We start from the raw sequence: 20488 nt of genomic DNA, 5'->3' as shown, positions 1-20488 counted from the left end.
AGACTCCTTTTCCCAAAATATGCTATAGTATATTATACAATAGTTTGCCCGCAAATGGCGAGTTTAGTTGCATAAAAAAACTTAGAGCATTTCTTGCATTTTCTAAAGGGGTAAGGTATAATTAATCAGTCTGGGACAGCCAGGCGGAAAGTTTATTTATAAACCTTCCCTGCCCCTTTTGCAAGGGGCCATAGTCCATAGGAGGAGGTGATTTCGTGAAAAAGTACGAAGTCATGTTTATTGTGAAGCCCGCTGAAGAAGAGGCTCTTAACAACGTAGTTGCTAAGTTCGAAAATCTTCTGCAAGCAAATGGCGGCACGGTGGAAAAAGTTGACCGTTGGGGTAAGAGACGTTTGGCCTATGAAGTAAAAGAACACGCAGAAGGCCACTACTATCTTATGTTCTTCAGCGCTGAGCCTAAGGTTATTGCCGAGCTCGACCGCGTTATGAAGATTACCGACGAGATCTTAAAACACATGATCATTAAAGAAGACGAATAGACCAGGGGGAAAGTGGCATGAACTCAGTTAAACTTATCGGTCGTCTAGCCCAAGACCCTGAAGTGCGATATACCAAAACCGGCAAAGCAGTAGCTTCGTTTACCGTGGCCGTGTCCCGTAGTTTTGGAGCGCCTGGACAAGAACAACGGGAATCAACGGACTTTATTCCTATTGTGGCATGGGGAAACTTAGCTGAGATGTGCGGCAATAACCTGGCGAAAGGACACCGGGTATTTGTGGAAGGTCGTCTGCAAGTTCGTTCGTATGAAACTACGGATGGACAAAAAAGACGGGTAACTGAGATAGTCGCCAATTTTGTCGCCCAAAGCATGGAATCGGATAAGGGAATGGGAAGCGGAACGGCCGTTTCAACTAACGCCAGTAAGCCAGTTGATTTTGGCCAATTCGGGCGTGATGTGATCGACGAGGAAATCCCGTTCTAAATGATGGATCCCTCAAATTCTGAAGGGAGGTATAGACGAGTGAAACGCGAAAGAGGCAGAAAACCAAAGAAAAAGGTTTGTAGTTTCTGCGTTGATAAAATAGTGGCAATTGACTACAAAGATGTCCCTAAATTGCGTCGTTACACCACCGAGCGCGGCAAAATTCTGCCCCGCCGGATTTCTGGAAACTGCGCAAAACATCAACGTCAATTAACTCTTGCTATCAAACGGGCTCGCAATATTGCATTGCTCCCGTTCACAGCAGAATAGAAGCGCAACCAAACGCCGGGTATATCCCGGCGTTTTTTATTTACCGAGAGGGTTTCTTGCTCTTGTATGAAGTTGGAAAATTTTTTTGTTTAAAAGTGTACTAAAAACATCGTATAGCTGGAAAAACTATAATTGTCACCAGAAAGGTGGCTTTTTCTTTTTATTTTGACAACGTGGCCTTGTTTAAGAGCACTGGTATAGGGTATACTAGTAGTACTATAGTTGAGCGGCTTATAAATCATTTTCGATGAGCGGATTGTGGACGAGATTATTTTTGGCTAGAGGGTCTCGAAATTTGGGGCGAGACCTTTCTTTAGCTGTACCTATAGTAAGTATTTTATAAGAGAGATTTTATGGAGGTATATTATTTTGGAGCAAAAAGATAAGTTATTAATTATTCCTTTAGGTGGTTTGGGAGAAGTCGGCAAAAATATGACGGTTTTTCAATATGGTGACGATATTGTCATACTGGATGCCGGACTCGCTTTTCCGGAAGACGATATGCTGGGAATTGACCTGGTCATCCCGGATATAACCTATTTGCAGGAGAATAAAGACAAAGTCCGGGCAGTTGTATTAACGCACGGACATGAAGACCATATTGGAGCATTATCCTATTTATTGAAGCAAATTAATGTGCCAGTCTATGGCACCCGTTTGGCGTTAGGATTAGTAGAGGGCCGCTTAAAAGAAAATCGCGTGCCCGAGTATTCTTTAAACCCTGTAAAACATGGTGATGAAATAACGGCCGGTGCTTTTACAATTGGCTTTATTCGGGTGAGTCATTCTATTCCTGATGCCTGCGGTTTGTATTTTAAGACGCCAGTGGGCACTGTTGTGCACACGGGTGATTTTAAGATTGATCAGACCCCGGTAGATGGAAAAGTAATGGATATTCACAAGTTTGCTGAACTGGGAGATCGCGGCGTTTTAGCGCTGATGTCGGATAGTACAAATGCGGAGCGTCCCGGTTATACCGAGTCGGAGCGTTCAGTGGGTATTGCCCTGGATACTGCTTTCCGGGCTGCTAACGGGCGGGTTATTTTAGCAACTTTCGCCTCAAATGTATCACGTATTCAACAGGCAGTTAATGCAGCTTGCAAATATGACCGCAAAGTGGCAGTGCTTGGCCGCAGTATGATCAATGTAGTGTCTATCGCCACTGAACTGGGCTATTTGCAGGTTCCTGAAGGCGTCATTATTGACACAGATGAAATCAACCGCTATCGTGACAATCAAATGCTGATTCTGACGACAGGCAGCCAGGGTGAACCAATGGCTGGTTTAAGCCGTATGGCAACAAGCAATCACCGCAGTATTTCCATCATCCCTGGTGATACGGTCATTATTTCTGCAACACCGATACCGGGTAATGAAAAATCAGTAGGTAAAACAATTGACAGCCTGATGCGGTTAGGCGCTCATGTTGTATATGAAAGGTCGGCAGGCATCCATGTATCTGGTCATGCCAGCCAGGAAGAATTAAAATTAATGCTGAACCTGGTTCGGCCTAAATATTTCATTCCGGTTCATGGTGAATACCGCATGCTTAGACAGCACGGTCAAATTGCTGAAAACATGGGTGTTGCCAAGGATAATATTCTGATTGGTGATAATGGACAGGTATTTGAGTTCACAAAAACCAGCGGACGTAAAGCCGGTCGAGTAACTGCCGGGAAAGTTTTCGTAGATGGTTTGGGAGTTGGCGATGTAGGTAATATTGTTATCCGTGATCGTCAGCAGTTGTCAAAAGAAGGCGTGCTGATTGTTGTCTTAACCCTGGATAAACAACGCTGCTCGGTGCTCTCCGGCCCTGACCTGGTATCACGTGGATTCGTGTATGTCAGAGATTCAGAAGCGTTGATGAATGAAGCCCAAAACCGTGTAAAAGCAGTGCTTGAACGGTGCGAGGCAGGCAGCATAACGGAGTGGTCAGTGATTAAATCCCAGGTACGGGAAGCTCTTGGTAAATTCTTGTACGAGAAGACGGGAAGGCGGCCGATGATACTCCCCATCATTATGGAGGTTTAGCAGAGGGACGGCTGGCGATAAAGGCTCATCTGCGTTGTCAGGCCTGTGGGAGCTCGCTTGCCGTACCGTCGCTGTACTGTCTTCGCTCGCTTCCTCGGCCTTCCTAGCAGCTGAACCTTTCTCACCAGCCTGAACTTAGTGGCACATGTTAGCAGCTAAGAGCGGCCTGAGCTTGTAGGCAAAGAGGGACGACGGGGAACGAGGGCTTGCTGCACAGCTGGTGGTAGATTGCTCCCCTGTGGGGTGCACAGCGAGATCGGATTACAGGCTCCACTGTCATTGCGAGGAGCGCAGCGACGTGGCAATCTCATGTTTTACTTCTGCAGCTTTATCAGCTTTTAGCGGGTAGATTGAACTAATTTACGCAGTAAACCAGGGTTCGTTTATACCCTGGTTTTTCTATATTTGTCAGGCAGGAAAGAACCCTGCCCCTTGGCGAATACTATACTGTAAGTAAGGAGGGGTTGGCTGTTGTTTTCCCATGAATCCGATATATTGCGCAAGCTTCGTTTAATAGAATGGCTGAAGGCAGAATTAGTCACGAATGTGGGCCAGGTGTATCAAGCCGTCGCCAAAAATAGTGAACAGGCGATCAGTGATGCTTTAGCAGCGGTAATCGTATCCTGCTATGTGCTGGGCAAACGAATGGGTATCGACTTTGCCGCTCTGGATCAGGCTGTTTCACATAAGGTTACCCACCATATCAAACAAGAACAGGAAGCGGAAAAATGGTTTGGCGACTATAGTGAGCTACAGCGTCATTTCCGCCGGAAAGGGTGAATTCATGCAGCGTCAGACTCAAATAAAACCAATGGTAGAAGCGGGAATTTTAGCTTCCATTGCGATTATGTTTGCTTTTATGAGCGCTTATCTGCCCGTAATAGGGGCGTTTATTCATTTAGTTTGGCCTGTGCCGATCATGCTGCTGGGAGTGAGGCATGGTGTCAAGTGGAGTACTCTGGCTACCGTGGTTGCCGGTATTTTGATTGCCGTACTGCTCCACCCTCTTCACGCCGTCTCGGTAGTAGTGGGCTTTGGACTTACCGGTATTGTGCTCGGACATGGACTCAGGGAAAAATTTAACCCCGCTAAAACATTACTATGGGGTTCTGCTGCATCCCTGATTTCATCAGCTGCAGTTGTTGCTATCAGTATGGTGGTAATGGGAGCTAACCCATTCACTATCCAGCAGGAAGCAATGACAAAAGCCCTGGAACAGGCGATAGACTTTTACCGGCAGATGGGTATGAAAGAAGAAGAACTGCAGCAAATGACCACGACTATGGGCGCTGTGATGGAGCTTCTGAAGATTATTTTGCCGGCAGGCTTTGCTTTGGCTGCGGTGGTAACCGCATACCTCAATTTTACAGTTGCTAAAATAGTGCTCAAGAAACTAGGCTACTATGTAGAGCCTTTTCCACCTTTCCGGGAATGGCAGATGCCTAAAATTGCCCTGTATACCTTTGTTGTAGCCGTGCTTTGCATGTATTGGGGACATTCCCGTGAAATTACCTGGCTCTATACAGTCGGCGTTAATGTGCAGATGATATCCATGATTTTCCTGATCGTACAAGGATTGGCGTTATTTTACTACCTTGCCGATAAATACAAATTGTCAAGGCTGATTCGGGGTATTATACTGTTCTTAGTATTTACTAATGGTATTATGCTGCAAGTCATTATCTTTGCCGGTGCGTTTGACATGGCAATGAACTATCGCCAAATGCGCAGTCGGGACATGTCCGATTAGGGGGTATCACTATGCCGCAAGGTCCTTCCTTCTGGTTTGATACGCGAATTTATCTTGCCGTTGTTGCAGCACTGCTGCTGATTGTAGCATTTTACAATCAGTATGTGGCTGTATTGGGAATCGTTTTGCTTTATGCTCTCTATTTATATGGCCGTGACCGCCATTGGGAACGGCGCAAGGCATTGACGCAATATATTGAGTCAATGGCGTACACCCTTGATCAGGCTTCAACATACGCTTTGCAAAATCTGCCCTTAGCAATTGCTATCGTAGATGAGGAGGGGCAGCTTTACTGGTCCAACAGCGTCTTAGCCGAATGGTTTGGCGACGTTCATACCGGGCAATCCCTGTTTGATGCACTGCCCACACTGGAAGCAGAGAAAATCTGGGGAAAATACGGTATTGTTACTGAAAGAAGCGGCCTCAAACACTACCAAATCATTCATAAGCCTCTTGAAGCCGAGGAAATGGGTGGCCGGCCGTTCTTGATCCTTTACATCAGCGATATAACACGCACGGAGACGATCAAAGCGGAATGCCAGGGTGCTATGCCTGCCTTTGCTTATATTCAGATTGATAATTACGATGACGTACTAAAGGGTCTTACCGATACGCAGCGAACCGCTATTCTTGCGGAAGTAAACCGTCAACTGGTGGATTTGTTTGCCGGACTAGCCGGATTCGTCAGGCAGTTTGGCGAAGATACGTATGTTGCTATTATCAGCAGGCAGGGCTTGATTAAGTTAATGGAAACCCGTTTTGAGATTCTGGATAAAATACGGGCTATTCATGGTGGTAATAAAATCCCGGTTACGCTTAGTCTGGGAGTGGCTGCTGACGAACCTACCATAGCAACTTTGACACAGCGTGCCCAAGCGGGATTGGATTTAGCCCTTGGCCGCGGTGGAGATCAGGCTGCCGTTCATGTAGACGGCAAAATGCAGTTTTATGGTGGGAAAGCAAAAGCGGTGGAAAAAAACACTCGTGTCAAAGCCAGGATTGTTTCGCAGGCTATCCGCGAGCTAGTAGAAGATACCGAGCTCGTGCTGGTTATGGGGCATGGAGGAGAAGATTTCGATAGTCTTGGAGCGGCGTTAGGCGTAGCAAAGATGGCTCGCCATGACGGACGTCGCATACATGTGGTGGTCAGTCAGCCAGGAGTAGCTGTTAATAAATTACAAGAACTATTGCCGGATTACGAAGGCTATGAACATGTTTTTATTACTCCTTCTCAGGCTGTCGCTCTTGCAGATGAACAAACACTACTCTTTATAGTGGACACACACCGTCCGGAGATGACTGCTTCGCCTGAGTTGTTAACATTAACGGAGCGCACTGTGGTTATCGATCATCACCGGCGTTCAGAGGTCTTCATCAATAATCCGCTGCTGGTTTATCTGGAGCCTTCCGCTTCATCGGCAAGCGAATTAGTGACTGAGCTGATTCAGTATTATGATGATAATATTGATCTTACGCGGCTTGAAGCTTCCGCTTTGTATGCCGGCATTGTAGTAGATACGAAAAACTTTGCAGTGCAGACCGGTGTCCGCACTTTTGAAGCAGCTTCTTATTTACGGCGGGCCGGTGCAGACCCCACCCTGGTGAGACATTTGTTCCGCGTTGACTTTGATACATTGCGCGCCAGGGCAGAAATTTTGACTAATACAGAGATGCTGCCTGGCGGTGTAGTCGTGGCTTCTTGTCCAGAAGAAGCCAAAAATGCTCAAATTGTAGCAGCCCAAGTCGCCGATATGCTGCTGACGATTGAAGGTGCCCGTGTCAGCTTCGTTCTTTTCCATCTGGAGGACAACGGGGTGGGAGTAAGCGCCCGCTCCCAGGGAGATGTCAATGTCCAGGTAATTATGGAGCAAATGGGCGGCGGCGGTCACCAGACGGTAGCTGGCGCACAACTTAAAAATATCAGTTTTACAGAAGCAAGAAATCAGATTGTAGAACTGATTAACAACTATATACAGGAGAGTGATATTCATGAAAGTAATTCTGCAGCAAGAAGTAAAAAAACTTGGTAAAAAAGGCGATGTTTTAGAAGTATCAGAAGGTTATGGCCGCAATTATCTGCTGCCACAAAAATTGGCTATTGAAGCTACTGCCGCTAATATTAATTCCATCAGCCAGCAAAAAGCAGCAGAAGCACATAAACAACAGCGGGCTAATGATGAAGCACATGTATTGGCCAGCCAGCTGTCAAAAGTTTCAGTGAAGATTCTTGTTAAAACTGGTGAAGGCGGTAAAGTTTTTGGTTCTGTCACTGCCAAGGACATCAGTGATGCATTGGAAAAACAATACGGTATCGATATAGATAAGCGTAAAATTGAATTAAAAGACGCGATTAAGTCAGTAGGCACTTATCCGGTTGTGATTCGCATCCATCCGGAAATCACTACAAAAATTGAAGTACAGGTTGCAGGAAATTAATAACCAGCTCAATCTATGGAGCTTTGAGCCATGCCTTCTATTTAATCGGCCTTATTAGAAAGGGTAATAAACATGAAAGATTTCTTCAATAAACTTGTCCGCCGCGAAACACGGGTAGTGCGCGCGGCCGATGACGAATTAAAACGCCAGGTTTCCGCACTTTATGGACTTTATGCGGGATTGATTGGTGCCGAGAAGGTAGTGCTCAAAGCAGGCAAACTGGATGCATTGGATCTTATGCGCTCGGAAGATGTGGGTGAGCGCGTTTTGGCGCTGCAGAAGCTTGTATTTGAAGACCCTACCGTTGATAAGGTTCCTACCGCGCAGGAAATTCCGGATCTCTTGGATGAAATTGAAGATGAATTGGCAGACCTCATGGCCCGCCGGACAGTAGAAGACAAGATTGAAAAGAAAATTGCTGAAAAGATGGAAGAACGCCATCAGGAGTATATTAAAGAAATTAAAATGCAGGTGTTGAAGGAAGACAATAATGTCGAAAACCCACAGACACTGAAGAAATATGCTATGCTGGAAATGCTTGATCAGAAGAAATTGACCAAATCGGCAATGGAATTGCTCCGGCCAGGCACATTAAGTGAAATTGTCGGCCAAGAGCGGGCTGTTGAAGCACTTCGGGCCAAGCTGGCCTCTCCGTATCCGCAGCATCTTATTCTCTACGGACCGCCAGGGATTGGTAAGACGACAGCGGCGCGGCTGGTGCTGGAAGAAGCTAAGAAATTGAAGTTCACACCTTTTGCTCAGGAAGCAGCTTTTGTAGAAGCAGATGGGACGACACTGCGCTGGGATTCGCGGGATATGACCAATCCGCTGCTTGGTTCTGTGCATGACCCGATTTACCAAGGGGCGCGAAAGGACCTGGCTGATACGGGTATTCCTGAGCCTAAGCCTGGCCTGGTAACGGATGCTCATGGCGGGATATTATTTATTGATGAGATCGGTGAAATGGACCCGATGCTGCAAAATAAACTGTTAAAAGTGCTGGAAGATAAGCGAGTGTTCTTTGATTCAGCCTACTATGACCCGTCTGACCCCAATGTACCGAAATATATTAAAAAATTATTCGAAGAAGGCGCGCCGGCTGATTTTATTTTAATTGGGGCCACCACGCGTGATTCATCCGATATTAATCCGGCAATCCGTTCGCGGTGTGCTGAAATTTATTTTGAACCGCTTACTCCCAAGCACATTGAAGAAATTATCTTTAATGCGGCAAGTAAGCTGGAAGTCAGCATCGATCCTGATGTACCCCGCCTAATCAGCGACTACACGATTGAAGGCCGGAAAGCGATTAATATTTTGGCTGACGCTTATGGCATTGCATTGTATCGTGTCGAGGAAGACGAAACGGTAACAATAACTTGTGACGATGTATACCGGGTCGTACAGGTAAGCCGCCTGACGCCATTTGTCAGTCATAAAGCGTCTGCCAAACCAGAAATCGGACGGGTGTTTGGCCTGGGGGTTTCCGGCTATCTAGGATCAGTAATTGAGATTGAAGCGGTAGCGTTTCCTTCCACTGATAAAGGTAAAGGTTCTATGCGGTTTAATGATACTGCCGGCTCAATGGCAAAAGACTCTGTATTTAATGCCGCAGCTGTTGTGAGAAAAATTACCGGCGAAGATCTGGCTAACTATGATATTCACGTTAATATTATTGGTGGTGGACGCATTGATGGTCCGTCAGCAGGTACCGCCATTCTAACAGCTATTATTTCGGCAATTACCGGAAAAACAATCCGGCAGGATGTGGCTGTTACCGGTGAGATTTCCATTCAAGGAAAAGTAAAGGCTGTTGGCGGTGTTTTCGAAAAGGCATATGGCGCCAAACAGGCAGGTATTAAAACAGTCATTATTCCCAAAGAGAATGAAAAAGATATACCTGCTGGTCACTTAGGCTTGGAAATTTGTCCGGTGGAACAAGTAGAGGATGCATTAACGATATTATTCGGTGAAGAGAGACAGGAAGCCAGCGCTTAAGAGCAGCAGGCCACAGTAATAAATTAGTAACGTTATGTTGAAGAACTTGGCAAAAAGGTTCAGCTGCAAAGCAGATGAACCTTTTGCCAGTTTGCTTGGGAGAGATAGTAGTGTTAGATCGTGTACCACCGCAGAGCGTAGAGGCGGAGCAATCTGTTCTAGGCGCCATGCTTATTGAAAAAGAAGCTATATCTAAAGTAGCGGAAATGCTTCAAGATGAGGACTTCTACCGTGAAGCCCATCGTTTGGTGTATCAGGCTATTCAAAGCCTATATAACCGCAATGAGGCAGTCGATATTATTACCGTTACAGAACAATTGCGTAAAGATGACAAACTGGAGGCTGCCGGTGGGATTGCTTATGTGACATCCTTGGCTAATGCCATGCCGACAGCAGCTAATGTTATGTACCATGCCCGGATTGTGGAAGAGAAGGCTCTCCTCAGAGGTCTTATAACCACTGCCACTCACATAGCTGGTATGGGGTATGATGCGAACGAAGAAGTAGAGCATATTCTTGATCAGGCCGAAAAGATGATGCTTGGCGTAGCCGGACGGAAGGTTGGACAAGCATTTTCTCCAATTAAAGACATTGTCAGCAAGGCGATGGAAAAGATTGAAATGCTGTACCAATCCAAAGGTGGCATTACCGGTGTAGCAACAGGCTTTAAAGATTTGGATCGCCTTACTTCAGGGCTGCAGCCGTCCGACCTCATCTTAGTCGCTGCTCGTCCTAGTATGGGTAAAACTGCGTTTACGCTCAATATTGCCTCTAATATTGCGCTAAGAGAAAAACAATCGGTAGCGTTTTTTTCGCTGGAAATGTCCAAAGAGCAATTGGTCCAGCGTATGATTTGTGCCGAGGCGGCGATAGATGCATCGCGTCTGCGGATTGGCGATTTGTCAGATGCTGATTGGCCGAAGCTGATTAACGCCTGCACCAGGCTCTATGAAGCGCCGATTTTTATTGATGATACTGCTGGTATCACTGTTGTTGAAATGCGCTCTAAAGCAAGACGTTTAAAAATCGAACATGACCTCAAGCTGATCATCATTGACTATTTGCAGCTTATGCAGGGCAGCGGCAGCAAAGGCGGTGAGAATCGCCAGCAGGAAATTTCGGAAATTTCCCGGTCTTTAAAAGCACTGGCAAGAGAATTGAATGTGCCGATCATTGCACTGTCTCAGCTTAGCCGCAGTGTTGAGTCCCGGCAAGTCAAGAAACCAATGCTCAGTGACTTGCGTGAATCAGGGTCTTTGGAGCAGGACGCCGACCTTGTTGCCTTTTTATATCGTGAGGACTATTATGATCCTGACACTGATAAGAAGAATATTACCGAGATTATCATCGCTAAGCATCGTAATGGTCCGGTTGATTCGGTGCAGCTGTTCTTCCATAAACAGTTTACTAAGTTCAGTGATTTATCCAAAATGCCTGGGTAAAACGACAAATCAGAGCTCCTATTAATTGAAGTAAACCCGAATAGGGCAGATAAAAGAAAAGGCCTCCTATAGTAGGATAAGAATATCTACTATAGGAGGTCTTACTATGTTTGTACGCCGCTATTCTTTAGTATTGGGAAAATGGACAACAATAAATTTCACAATCGAATCAGAGTTATTTCCCCAATTATGTTCGCGGGTAGACAAGTAATGAACAGCATCTCCTGGATATAGTTTATAAATAGTATCCTCTAAGTATAAAGTCAATGTTCCTTCAAGGACAAAGATAAATTCTTCACCTGGATGACCATAGGAAGCTGGAGCCTCTTTCGTTTCAGCAGGCAAGAGTTCAACGTATTTTGGCGCCATTTGTTTGTCCTGGAAATTTGAGCTCAGCCCGAAATAGAGGGCCTGATTTAGTGTACGTATTATTGGTCTCTCGTACCTGCGAACAACGACCGACTCAGCTTCTTCTTGTTTTTCACATAGAAAAAAATAGGAAATATCGACATCTAATATTGAGGCTATAGTATGTAAATGGTCTACATCTATGGTAGTTATACCTCTTTCAAATTGTGATATAAAGCCGGTGGACAGGCTAGTCATTTCCGCCATTTCCTTTATGGTTATCTTTTTTTCTTTTCGAAGATTTTTGACTTTAGCCCCTAGACTCATGATGATTTCATCTCCTGTTTAAAACTTAATACCAATTGTAAACTAATCTAATAATGCTTTCAACTGGGACAGAGTAATAAATCAAATCATCAAAGGCAACGAGTCTTTGTGATATTAGAATAACAATTTAAATTCATAAATGATGGCCTTTCAACAGTTAAATAAACTATAATCTCATCTATATGAAATAAACTATAAAAAATGTTGATTATTTTCAAATTGATGAATATAATGTGGAGTATAATGATTTTTGAAACAGAAGGAGGTATACTTCTTCATGCAAAGTCCGTATATTTTTAATATCCAAAAGTTTTCCACTCATGATGGACCGGGAATACGTACAACATTTTTCTTTAAAGGCTGCCCGCTTCAGTGTATGTGGTGCCATAATCCTGAGAGTCAAAAATACGAGCCCGAGTACATGAACGAAAAAGACGGAAGAAATCAATTGGTTGGTAAACAATATTCAATAAAAGAGCTGGTCAAACAAGCTCAGTCAGACCAGATATTCTTTGACCGCTCCGGTGGTGGTGTCACCTTTTCCGGCGGCGAGGTGATGACGCAAGATATAAGTTACCTGGAAGAATTGACAAAACAACTTAAGCGAACAGGTATTTCCGTGTTGATTGATACCTGCGGAGCAGCTCCGGAAAGCAGCTTTAAAAAGTTGCTCCCTTACGTTGATGGATTTCTTTACGACCTTAAATTTTTAGATACGCAGAAGCACTATAAGTTCACTGGCGTGCAAAACCAGTTAGTACTAAAAAATCTTCAACTGATTTCCGACAGCGGTGGCGTAATATATCTGCGCTTGATCCTCCTGAAAGGAATTAATGATGATGTCCCCACGATGCTAAATACGATTGCTTGGCTCAAAAACAATTGCATCAATATTAAGCGCGTTGATCTGATTCCTTATCACGATTTTGGAAGAGATAAATATACAAAACTAGGAAGAACGTGCACTCAGAAATTCGAAATACCAGAAAAAGACCGTCTGGAGGATTTAAAGAACTTGCTGGAAGCAGCAGGCTATTTCGTAAAAATAGGTGGCTAAGCCGTTAGGCTTTTAAATATAAAAAATATAAAAAAGTGAGAGTAATTGTAATGAATAAAATGCACAGAGGCTCAACGGAAAGAATCAGACACCTTAGGGAAATTAGTGATAAATTATCCATCCCATGTGTGTCAATGGAACGAGCAGTCTTGTTAACGGAGGCCTACAAAACATACGAAGGCAAGGTTTCACCACCTATCCTACGTGGACTATCCTTTAAACACATTATGGAAAATCGAGCATTATATATAGAAAAAGGTGCATTGATTGTTGGTGAGAAAGGTCATAAACCTTGGGCTGCACCTACATTTCCAGAGTTATGCTGCCATTCCTTAGAAGATTTCGACAATATGGACAATCGGGAAAAAGTATTTTTTAAAGTTACAGACACAGACAAAAAGATTCAAGAGGACGTGATCATTCCCTATTGGAAAGACCGTGCTTTGATGACAAGAATGAATGTTATTTTGCCGCAAGCATGGCATAATCTTTTTCAGGCTGGATTGTTTACCGAATTCTTGATGCAGCGAGGCCCGGGACATACTGTAGCAGACGGAAAGATATATCAAAAAGGCTACAGTGATTTTCTCAAAGACATTGAAGCTGCGCTTGAGAGCTTGGATTACAATAACGACTTGGATGCGCTAAACAAACGTGAAGAGCTGGAAGGCATGAAGCTTGTCTGCGAAGGCATGATTATTTTTGGAGAACGGTATGCCGCCAAAGCCCGCGCATTGGCAGAAACCGAAACAGATCCGGTATGGAAAAAAGAATTGCTGGAGCTTGCTGAAATTTGCGATGCCGTTCCCAAACATGCGCCCAAAACCTTTCGCCAAGCTGTTCAAATGTATTGGTTTACACATATTGGCGTAACCATTGAAATGAACAATTGGGATGCGTATTCTCCAGGCAAGCTTGATCAGCACCTGGAACCTTTCTACAATACAGATATTGAGGAAGGCCGGATTACCCGTGAAAACGCAAAAGAGATACTGGAAAATTTATGGATTCAATTTAACAATCAGCCTGCCCCTCCCAAAGTTGGCATTACGCTAAAAGAAAGTGCAACTTACACAGACTTTTGCAATATCAATACAGGAGCGCTGCGCCCTGATGGAACTTGTGGCGTTAGTGATGTCAGTTACTTGATCCTGGAAGTAATGGATGAAATGAAATTGTTACAGCCAAGCTCAAACGTGCAAATTTCTCAGAAAACGCCTGAATACTTCTTGCGTGAAGCATTAAAGATTTCCCGTAAAGGCTGGGGACAGCCTGCATTTTACAACTCAGAAGCCATCATTCAGGAGCTGCTCTATTTGGGGAAATCACTGGATGATGCGCGCGATAGCGGTATTGCCAGCGGCTGTGTTGAAACAGGCACTGCCGGAAAAGAAGCTTATGTTTTGACAGGCTATCTAAACATACCAAAGATTTTTGAACTTGTGCTGAACCGTGGTTTTGATTCGTACACTAAAACGCAGGTCGGGATAGATTTAGGTGACCCTAGAGACTTTACAACTTATGGAGAAGTTTATGATGCCTTCTATAAACAACTGAAGTATGTTGTTGACGTAAAAGTTGCTGGGAATAATGTAATTGAGCGCATGTATATGGACCATATGCCTGTACCTTTGCTTTCCGTCATAACCGACGACTGCATCAAGTCGGGTGTTGATTACAATGCTGGCGGTGCACGCTATAACACTAGCTATATTCAGTGTGTAGGAATCGCAACACTTACTGATTCATTAGCAGTTATTAAGAAAAATGTGTTTGAAGACTGTAAGCTGGAAATGGATCAGTTGCTGGCAGCTTGTAAGGCAAATTTTGCTGGCTATGACGAGATTTATCATACCGTTCATAACGAAACACCGAAATATGGAAATGATGATGATTATGCTGATAGTATCTTAAAAAGAGTGGCAGACTCGCTGCAAAATACCATTGCCGGAAGAAAAACGCCAAAAGGGTCAAAGACTGTTGTTGAATTTTTGCCAACAACTTGCCATGTTTACTTCGGTCAGGTAATGGAAGCTTCGCCAAATGGTCGCTATGCGGGTACACCATTGCCGGATGGAATATCACCTGAAAAAGGGGCTGACCGCAACGGACCGACAGCAGTTATCAAATCAGCGTCTAAACTTGATCAGTTAAAAACAGGCGGCGCTTTGTTAAATCAAAAATTTTCACCTGCTGTTGTGGCCGGTGAAGACGGTATTACACATATGGCAAACCTGATCCGTTCCTATTTCGCATTAGATGGCCACCATCTCCAGTTCAATGTCATTGAGCGTGAAACACTGATAAAGGCGCAGCAAAATCCCAAGGGGTATGAAAATCTGATTGTACGTGTAGCAGGCTATAGCGACTACTTTAATAACCTGGATCGCGCTTTACAAGATGAAATTATCAATCGGACAGAGCAAGTTTTCTCGTAATTTAAATCAAATGCTGCCGCAGGGGATAAGACCAAATGTGGCAGCATTTGTAATAGTAATAGAATTTTTTAACGGTATGCCCTGTATTAGGGCCGCCTATGGGTGGTTATGTAGGAAAGAAAAAAAAGCCCTAAAGCTAAGCGGGAACAGGCTTAGCTTTAGGGCTTTGTTAAATTTACTCGTCTAACATATAAGGATAACTGAGAATGATCGCATTGACTTGACAGTGAGAATTACTTCCATTACAATTAGTTTGATTATCAAACAATAAGTTAATAATATGGTTTGAATAATAAAATAAATGGAGGTCTTACTATGGATGATATTGATGAACTGACACATGAATTGTTTACATTCTTCAACTGCTTCTCTTCGTGGGAAAACTCGGTTATCCGGTCAAGTGATTTAACGGTAGCTGAAGCGCATGCAATTGAAATTCTGGGAACCTATGGCCAGATGAATATGCGGACCTTAGCTCAAAAGACCGGAGTAACTACGGGGACAACGACTGTTACAGTTGACCGATTAGAGAAGAAGGAATACGCCACAAGAGAACCTCATAAGGAAGATCGCCGCGTCTATTTAATTACGCTTACACCGAAAGGTCAAAAGGCTTTTGAAGAACATCATCAATACCATACAAAACTGACAGAGCAAGTGGTGGCAGCCTTGACTGAGGAAGAAAGCGAACAGTTAGTGAAGCTGCTGCGCAAAATTAATCATGAGGCGTTCTAGTCTGTTATCGTGTAGAAAGGAGGCGTAAGGTAATGAATGGGGCAACTGTGGCTGAGGGAAGAAGCAGCGTAGCTTTCAGTAATATGTGGGAAAGGCATGGTGAAGTCCTGACAACCATCCTGAGTGCAGTATTGGCATTAGCAGCCTGGCAGGCGGGAATAAACGGCTGGCAAGGAATAGAAATTCCGCTATACATAGCAGCCTATGTGGCCGGAGGATACCGGAAGGCCCGGGAAGGGATTAAAACCCTTATTTTTGAGCGCGATTTGGATGTTGATCTGCTCATGGTAATCGCGGCAATTGGCGCAGCTAGTATCGGCTATTGGCAGGATGGAGCAATCTTAATTTTTATTTTTGCACTAAGTGGTGCTCTTGAAGGCTATACGATGGAAAAAACCAACCGCGATATTCGCTCTATTATGAAACTGCGGCCGGAGCAAGCTCTCGTTCTGCGGGGGCAAACAGAAACGCAGGTAAAAGTGGAAGAGCTTAAGGCAGGTGATTTGGTATTAACTAAACCAGGTGAGCGCATTCCCGCTGACGGGAGAATTAGGGAAGGCTATTCTGCTGTTGATCAGGCTTCTATAACCGGCGAATCTATCCCGGTAGATAAAGGAATTGGAGATGAAGTGTTTGCCGGAACCATCAATGGACAAGGAGCTTTAGTGATTGAAGTGATGAAGCCGGCAGAAGCTACATTACTTGCTAAAATAATCCGGTTAGTTCAGGAAGCGCAAAGCGAAATGCCGCCTAGCCAGCTGTTCGTGGAACGCTTTGAAGGAATGTATGCTAAGGTTATTATTGCAGCTGCTGTTTTACTGCTGCTTGTACCACCCTATGTATTAGGGTGGACATGGGAAGCAACGATATACCGGGCTATGATTTTTCTGGTAGTGGCTTCACCCTGTGCATTAGTTTCTTCGATAATGCCAGCGATCTTGTCTGCAATTTCTAACGGTGCCCGGAAAGGAATTCTCTTTAAGGGAGGTATTCACTTAGAGAATAGTGGCGAAATTAAAGTTGTGGCTTTTGATAAGACGGGTACGCTTACTGAGGGAAAACCACTAGTCACGGATATCATTGCCTTTGCATCAAACGGAAAAGATGAATTGTTACGTCTTACGGCAGCACTGGAAACCTTGTCGGAACACCCTATCGCTAAAGCCATTGTGCAAGCTGCGAAGGACAGGGGATTAGTACTGCCTAAAGCATCCAAGCTGCAGGCTGTTCCCGGCGCAGGGATTCACGGCTTAGTTCAGGATAAAGAGTTCCGCATTGGCAATTTGGACTGTCTGAATAAACCCGTTTTATCCGAAGAACAAGAAATGATCATTAAACAGCTGGAGGGCCAGGGTAAAACAATTATTTACGTCCAATCCTCAGAAACACTGCAAGGGCTGCTGGCGATTCAGGACATTCTGCGGCCCCAGGCTAAAGCCGCTGTCAGGGCACTGCGGCAAATGCAGATAAAAGTGGTTATGCTTACCGGTGATAAGCTGGCCACAGCACGGGCACTTGGCATGGAGGCGGGTGTGGATGAAGTATATGCGGGCCTCTATCCTGAGGAAAAGGTTGAGATTATTAAGCGGCTTTCTTCCCAGTACGGGAAAGTTGCGATGGTTGGGGACGGCGTGAATGATGCCCCGGCTCTAGCTGCCGCTTCTGTCGGGATTGCTATGGGAGCCGCCGGCACGGATGTTGCTCTGGAGACGGCAAATGTTGTACTTATGGCAGACGATATTACAAAGGTATCTTATGCTATTGCTCTCGGGCGGCGTACCGGTAAAGTTGTAAAACAAAACCTGGTGTTCGCCATGACCGTAGTAGTGTCTCTGGTAATAGGAACATTTTTGGATGGTGTTACTTTGCCGCTGGGGGTGATTGGCCACGAAGGAAGTACTTTATTGGTAATTGCAAGCGGCTTGCGCTTGCTGCGGTAAGTGAATAGTTTCATTAAGCTGCTTAGATTCCGGCATTTTCTTATGCCGGGATTTTTTTGTCCTCAAAATTCATAATTTCTTCAAAATGTCTTCACAACTTATTCATACCTGGTCTGTATAGTTAGCTATTATCGAGGGAGTAAGAAGGAGGCATTATGGATACAGGAAAATGGATTAAAGGGAAGACAATGGTGCTGACAGGAATTATGACGCTGCTGTCAGCTGTTCCTGGCCTGGCAGCAGGGAATCAGGAGCAGCTGACATTAAAACAAGTGGTGGATGATGCTGTCAAGAATAATCCTGCTGTGATCGAGAGTCAAAAACGCTGGGAAGAGAAGCAAGCCCGTATTCCGCTGGCCAAAGCCTGGCCCAATCCGCAGCTTGCCATTATGAAAGATGACATTCCTGATAGCAGTTTAAACCCTTTTGACGCAATGATGACGGAATATACCTTTACTCAGGATATGATGAATCCGGCAAAGCTGAAAGCAATGGGGAAAATGGCTGATAGTGATGCCCAAATGGCCAGAGCCAGCTATCAGGATAAACAAATGGAGGTCTATACAGCAGCCAAAACAGCCTATTATGATCTGCTTTATAGTGATAAAGCGCTCGAAATCGGTAAGGAAAATCAAGTGCTTATGGGACAATTGGTTCAGATTGCGCAGGTTAATTATTCAACTGGTATGGTACCGCTGCAAGACACGCTAAAGGCGCAGACCGAGTATTCCAAAATGACAGCTGATCTTGTAAGTATGGCGTCAATGGCAGAAGTAGCGAAAGCAAAACTAAATACAGTCCTTGGCCGTCCAGCTGATATGCCGCTCGCGGTGAAAGAAGAATTCAGCGCACCGCCGCCTAACTTTGACGTAGTCAAGCTCCAGCAAGCAGCTCAAGCTGCTAAACCTGCCGTTGTAGGCATGGAAAAGCAAGTGGATATGGCCCAAAACAGTGTGGAGCTGGCTAAAAAGCAGCGATTGCCAGACTATCAGTTCAGTATTGGCTATAAGGATAGAAAGCAGACGATGATGGATACGCAGCCTGATACCTGGAAAATGGAAGTTATGGTCATGCTGCCGCTATGGCAGGGTAAAAACAAAGCAGAAATTAATGCAGCGGCGGCAAACCTCACGGCAGCTCAGGCATCATTGATCAATATGCAAAATATGACCAGCCTGGATTTGCAGATGGCAATGACTGATGCCCAGTCGGCCTGGCGGCAGATTAACCTGTATAAGAATACCGTCATTCCACAAGCGGAACAAACCTATCAGGCAGGTGTGGTAAGCTACACCAATGGAAAAGTGGATTTCATGGCTGTCCTGGATAGCCTTAATGCTCTCCGTAATGTCAGACTGGATTACTATAAAGCCCGCATTGATTATGAAAAAGCAGCAGCCAATCTGGAAAAGGCGGTAGGAAAACCCTTATTTACCAGTAGTGCGCTGCAATAATGGAAGAGGTGGAAAAGGAGAGGACAGCATGATCGAAAAGCTACAGGCCAAAAAGAAGCTTATCCTTGGTGTGACTGCCGGGGTTCTGGTGATTGGCGGTACCGGCTACTACTATACAGGGCAGCACAACCAACCGGCGGCAGTAAGTCATACGGGACATCAAATGTCCGGTCCGGTCATGGCAATGGGTGATACGGTTACGCTTGATGCCAAGGCCCGGCAATTGGCTGGAGTACAGACTGCCCAGGCAATCGTTAAGTCCCTCACAAAGGAAATAAAAACTACCGGTAAGATTGCCATGAATGAAAGCGGCCGGACTTACATCACGTCCCGGGTTGAAGGACGCGTTGATGAGCTGTATGTTACTGCCGATGGAGAAACTATTTATCCCGGACAGGCGATCGCCGCCGTGTACAGCCCAACCTATATTGCCGCTCAGGAAGAATATTTATTGACGCTGGAAAATGTGGAGAAGCTGAAAAATGCCGGCAAAGATGTAGTTCAGATCAACAATCGTCTAAGAGAGGCGGCGCGGCGTAAGCTGCAGCTCTTAAATGTGCCTGACAATGAAATTGCTCATTTGGAGCATACCAGGCAAGCTAAAGATCATATGACAATTTATGCCCAATTCGGTGGAACTGTGCTAGAGAAACAAGTATTGCCAGGAGCATTTATCATGCCTGGCGACAAGCTCTACAGCCTATCGGACTTATCTACGGTCTGGCTGTATGCCGATATTTACGAAAAGGACATTGCCGGTATTACTCCCGGTCAGCCGGTACTAGTGACCAGCGGCGCTTATCCGGGAGAAACTTTTAGCGGTCAGGTGACATTTATTAACCCTATCCTTGATGATGCCACTCGTACGGTTAAGGTGCGGGTCGAAATGGCTAATCCTACGGGTAAACTGAAGCCCAATATGTTTGTGAATGCCAGCGTGCAAATTCCACTGGGGGAAAGAGTGGTTATACCCGAATCGGGTTTACTGGACACAGGCAGCAGAAAGATCGTTTTTGTGTCCCAGAGTGACGACACTTTTGTCAAGCGAGACGTTGTTACAGGGCAACATGCCGAGGGCTATGTTCAAATCCTGTCCGGCATTGAAAGCGGTGATACAGTGGTAACAACTGCGACCTTTCTTATTGATTCGCAGACAAAATTAGGCAGCTTTGGCAGTCATGCCGGTCATGGCAGCTCAGGAGCAGCTGAGAGGACTGCCCCACCTGCTGCCAGCAGCGTGACTGCTCCGGTCAAAGTACCAGCTATTCCAGATGCACCTGCTGCCGGGGGCGAACACAGCGGCCATAGCGGACATTAAG

The 20488-nt window shown here is 45.1% G+C and carries 17 protein-coding genes; 16 read left to right on the top strand and 1 reads right to left on the bottom strand.

Annotated features, from left to right (window positions below):
- The first annotated feature begins 215 nt into the window (after positions 1–215).
- The 10 genes from rpsF (at position 216) to dnaB (ending at position 10870) form a co-directional block, all read left to right on the top strand.
- Positions 216–500 carry a 30S ribosomal protein S6 gene (gene rpsF / locus RTR76_RS00470; RefSeq protein WP_312515288.1) on the top strand — a complete coding sequence of 95 codons (285 nt, stop codon included), beginning with the start codon at positions 216–218 and terminating at the stop codon, positions 498–500.
- A gap of 17 nt (positions 501–517) precedes the next feature.
- On the top strand, positions 518–943 hold the full coding sequence (locus RTR76_RS00465) for a single-stranded DNA-binding protein (RefSeq protein ID WP_312515285.1): 426 nt from the start codon (positions 518–520) through the stop codon (positions 941–943).
- Between the two features lie 3 nt (positions 944–946).
- Positions 947–1213, top strand: a complete 267-nt coding sequence (gene rpsR / locus RTR76_RS00460) for a 30S ribosomal protein S18 (RefSeq protein ID WP_396144082.1) — start codon at positions 947–949, stop codon at positions 1211–1213.
- A 366-nt stretch (positions 1214–1579) separates the two neighbouring features.
- A complete protein-coding gene (locus tag RTR76_RS00455) occupies positions 1580–3244 on the top strand; it encodes a ribonuclease J (RefSeq protein WP_312516143.1) in 1665 nt (554 codons plus the stop codon).
- 471 nt (positions 3245–3715) lie between these two features.
- Positions 3716–4024 carry a MazG-like family protein gene (locus RTR76_RS00450; RefSeq protein ID WP_312515281.1) on the top strand — a complete coding sequence of 103 codons (309 nt, stop codon included), beginning with the start codon at positions 3716–3718 and terminating at the stop codon, positions 4022–4024.
- 4 nt (positions 4025–4028) lie between these two features.
- Positions 4029–4994 carry a YybS family protein gene (locus tag RTR76_RS00445; RefSeq protein WP_312515278.1) on the top strand — a complete coding sequence of 322 codons (966 nt, stop codon included), beginning with the start codon at positions 4029–4031 and terminating at the stop codon, positions 4992–4994.
- A gap of 11 nt (positions 4995–5005) precedes the next feature.
- On the top strand, positions 5006–7024 hold the full coding sequence (locus tag RTR76_RS00440) for a DHH family phosphoesterase (protein ID WP_312515275.1): 2019 nt from the start codon (positions 5006–5008) through the stop codon (positions 7022–7024).
- A complete protein-coding gene (gene rplI / locus RTR76_RS00435; protein ID WP_312515272.1) occupies positions 6984–7430 on the top strand; it encodes a 50S ribosomal protein L9 in 447 nt (148 codons plus the stop codon). Before RTR76_RS00440 ends, rplI begins: the two co-directional genes overlap by 41 nt.
- Positions 7431–7502: 72 nt before the next feature.
- The gene (gene lonC, locus RTR76_RS00430; protein ID WP_312515269.1) at positions 7503–9428 is read left to right on the top strand and encodes a Lon family ATP-dependent protease; all 1926 of its coding nucleotides are present in this window, start codon (positions 7503–7505) and stop codon (positions 9426–9428) included.
- Positions 9429–9538: 110 nt separating this feature from the next.
- The gene (gene dnaB / locus RTR76_RS00425; protein WP_312515266.1) at positions 9539–10870 is read left to right on the top strand and encodes a replicative DNA helicase; all 1332 of its coding nucleotides are present in this window, start codon (positions 9539–9541) and stop codon (positions 10868–10870) included.
- Positions 10871–10990: 120 nt separating this feature from the next.
- Here the strand turns inward: dnaB and RTR76_RS00420 are convergent, their stop codons facing one another.
- Positions 10991–11545, bottom strand: a complete 555-nt coding sequence (locus RTR76_RS00420; RefSeq protein WP_312515263.1) for an XRE family transcriptional regulator — start codon at positions 11543–11545, stop codon at positions 10991–10993.
- 277 nt (positions 11546–11822) lie between these two features.
- Here RTR76_RS00420 and RTR76_RS00415 point away from each other — a divergent pair, with 277 nt between their 5' ends.
- The 6 genes from RTR76_RS00415 (at position 11823) to RTR76_RS00390 (ending at position 20487) form a co-directional block, all read left to right on the top strand.
- Positions 11823–12602, top strand: a complete 780-nt coding sequence (locus tag RTR76_RS00415; RefSeq protein WP_312516140.1) for a 4Fe-4S cluster-binding domain-containing protein — start codon at positions 11823–11825, stop codon at positions 12600–12602.
- 50 nt (positions 12603–12652) lie between these two features.
- Positions 12653–15040 carry a trans-4-hydroxy-L-proline dehydratase gene (gene hypD / locus RTR76_RS00410; protein WP_312515260.1) on the top strand — a complete coding sequence of 796 codons (2388 nt, stop codon included), beginning with the start codon at positions 12653–12655 and terminating at the stop codon, positions 15038–15040.
- 315 nt (positions 15041–15355) lie between these two features.
- Positions 15356–15775 carry a MarR family transcriptional regulator gene (locus RTR76_RS00405; RefSeq protein ID WP_312515257.1) on the top strand — a complete coding sequence of 140 codons (420 nt, stop codon included), beginning with the start codon at positions 15356–15358 and terminating at the stop codon, positions 15773–15775.
- Between the two features lie 32 nt (positions 15776–15807).
- On the top strand, positions 15808–17715 hold the full coding sequence (locus RTR76_RS00400) for a heavy metal translocating P-type ATPase (protein ID WP_312515254.1): 1908 nt from the start codon (positions 15808–15810) through the stop codon (positions 17713–17715).
- Between the two features lie 155 nt (positions 17716–17870).
- Entirely contained in the window at positions 17871–19169 is a 1299-nt protein-coding gene (locus RTR76_RS00395) for a TolC family protein (protein WP_312515251.1), read from the top strand.
- A gap of 28 nt (positions 19170–19197) precedes the next feature.
- Positions 19198–20487: an efflux RND transporter periplasmic adaptor subunit gene (locus RTR76_RS00390; protein ID WP_312515249.1), complete on the top strand. Its 1290-nt coding sequence runs from the start codon at positions 19198–19200 to the stop codon at positions 20485–20487.
- Position 20488 lies beyond the last annotated feature (1 nt).

It is taken from the genome of Anaerospora sp. (assembly GCF_032013335.1).
GTDB lineage: Bacteria > Bacillota > Negativicutes > Sporomusales > DSM-15969 > Anaerospora.
This window is presented reverse-complemented; position numbering and strand designations above follow the sequence as displayed.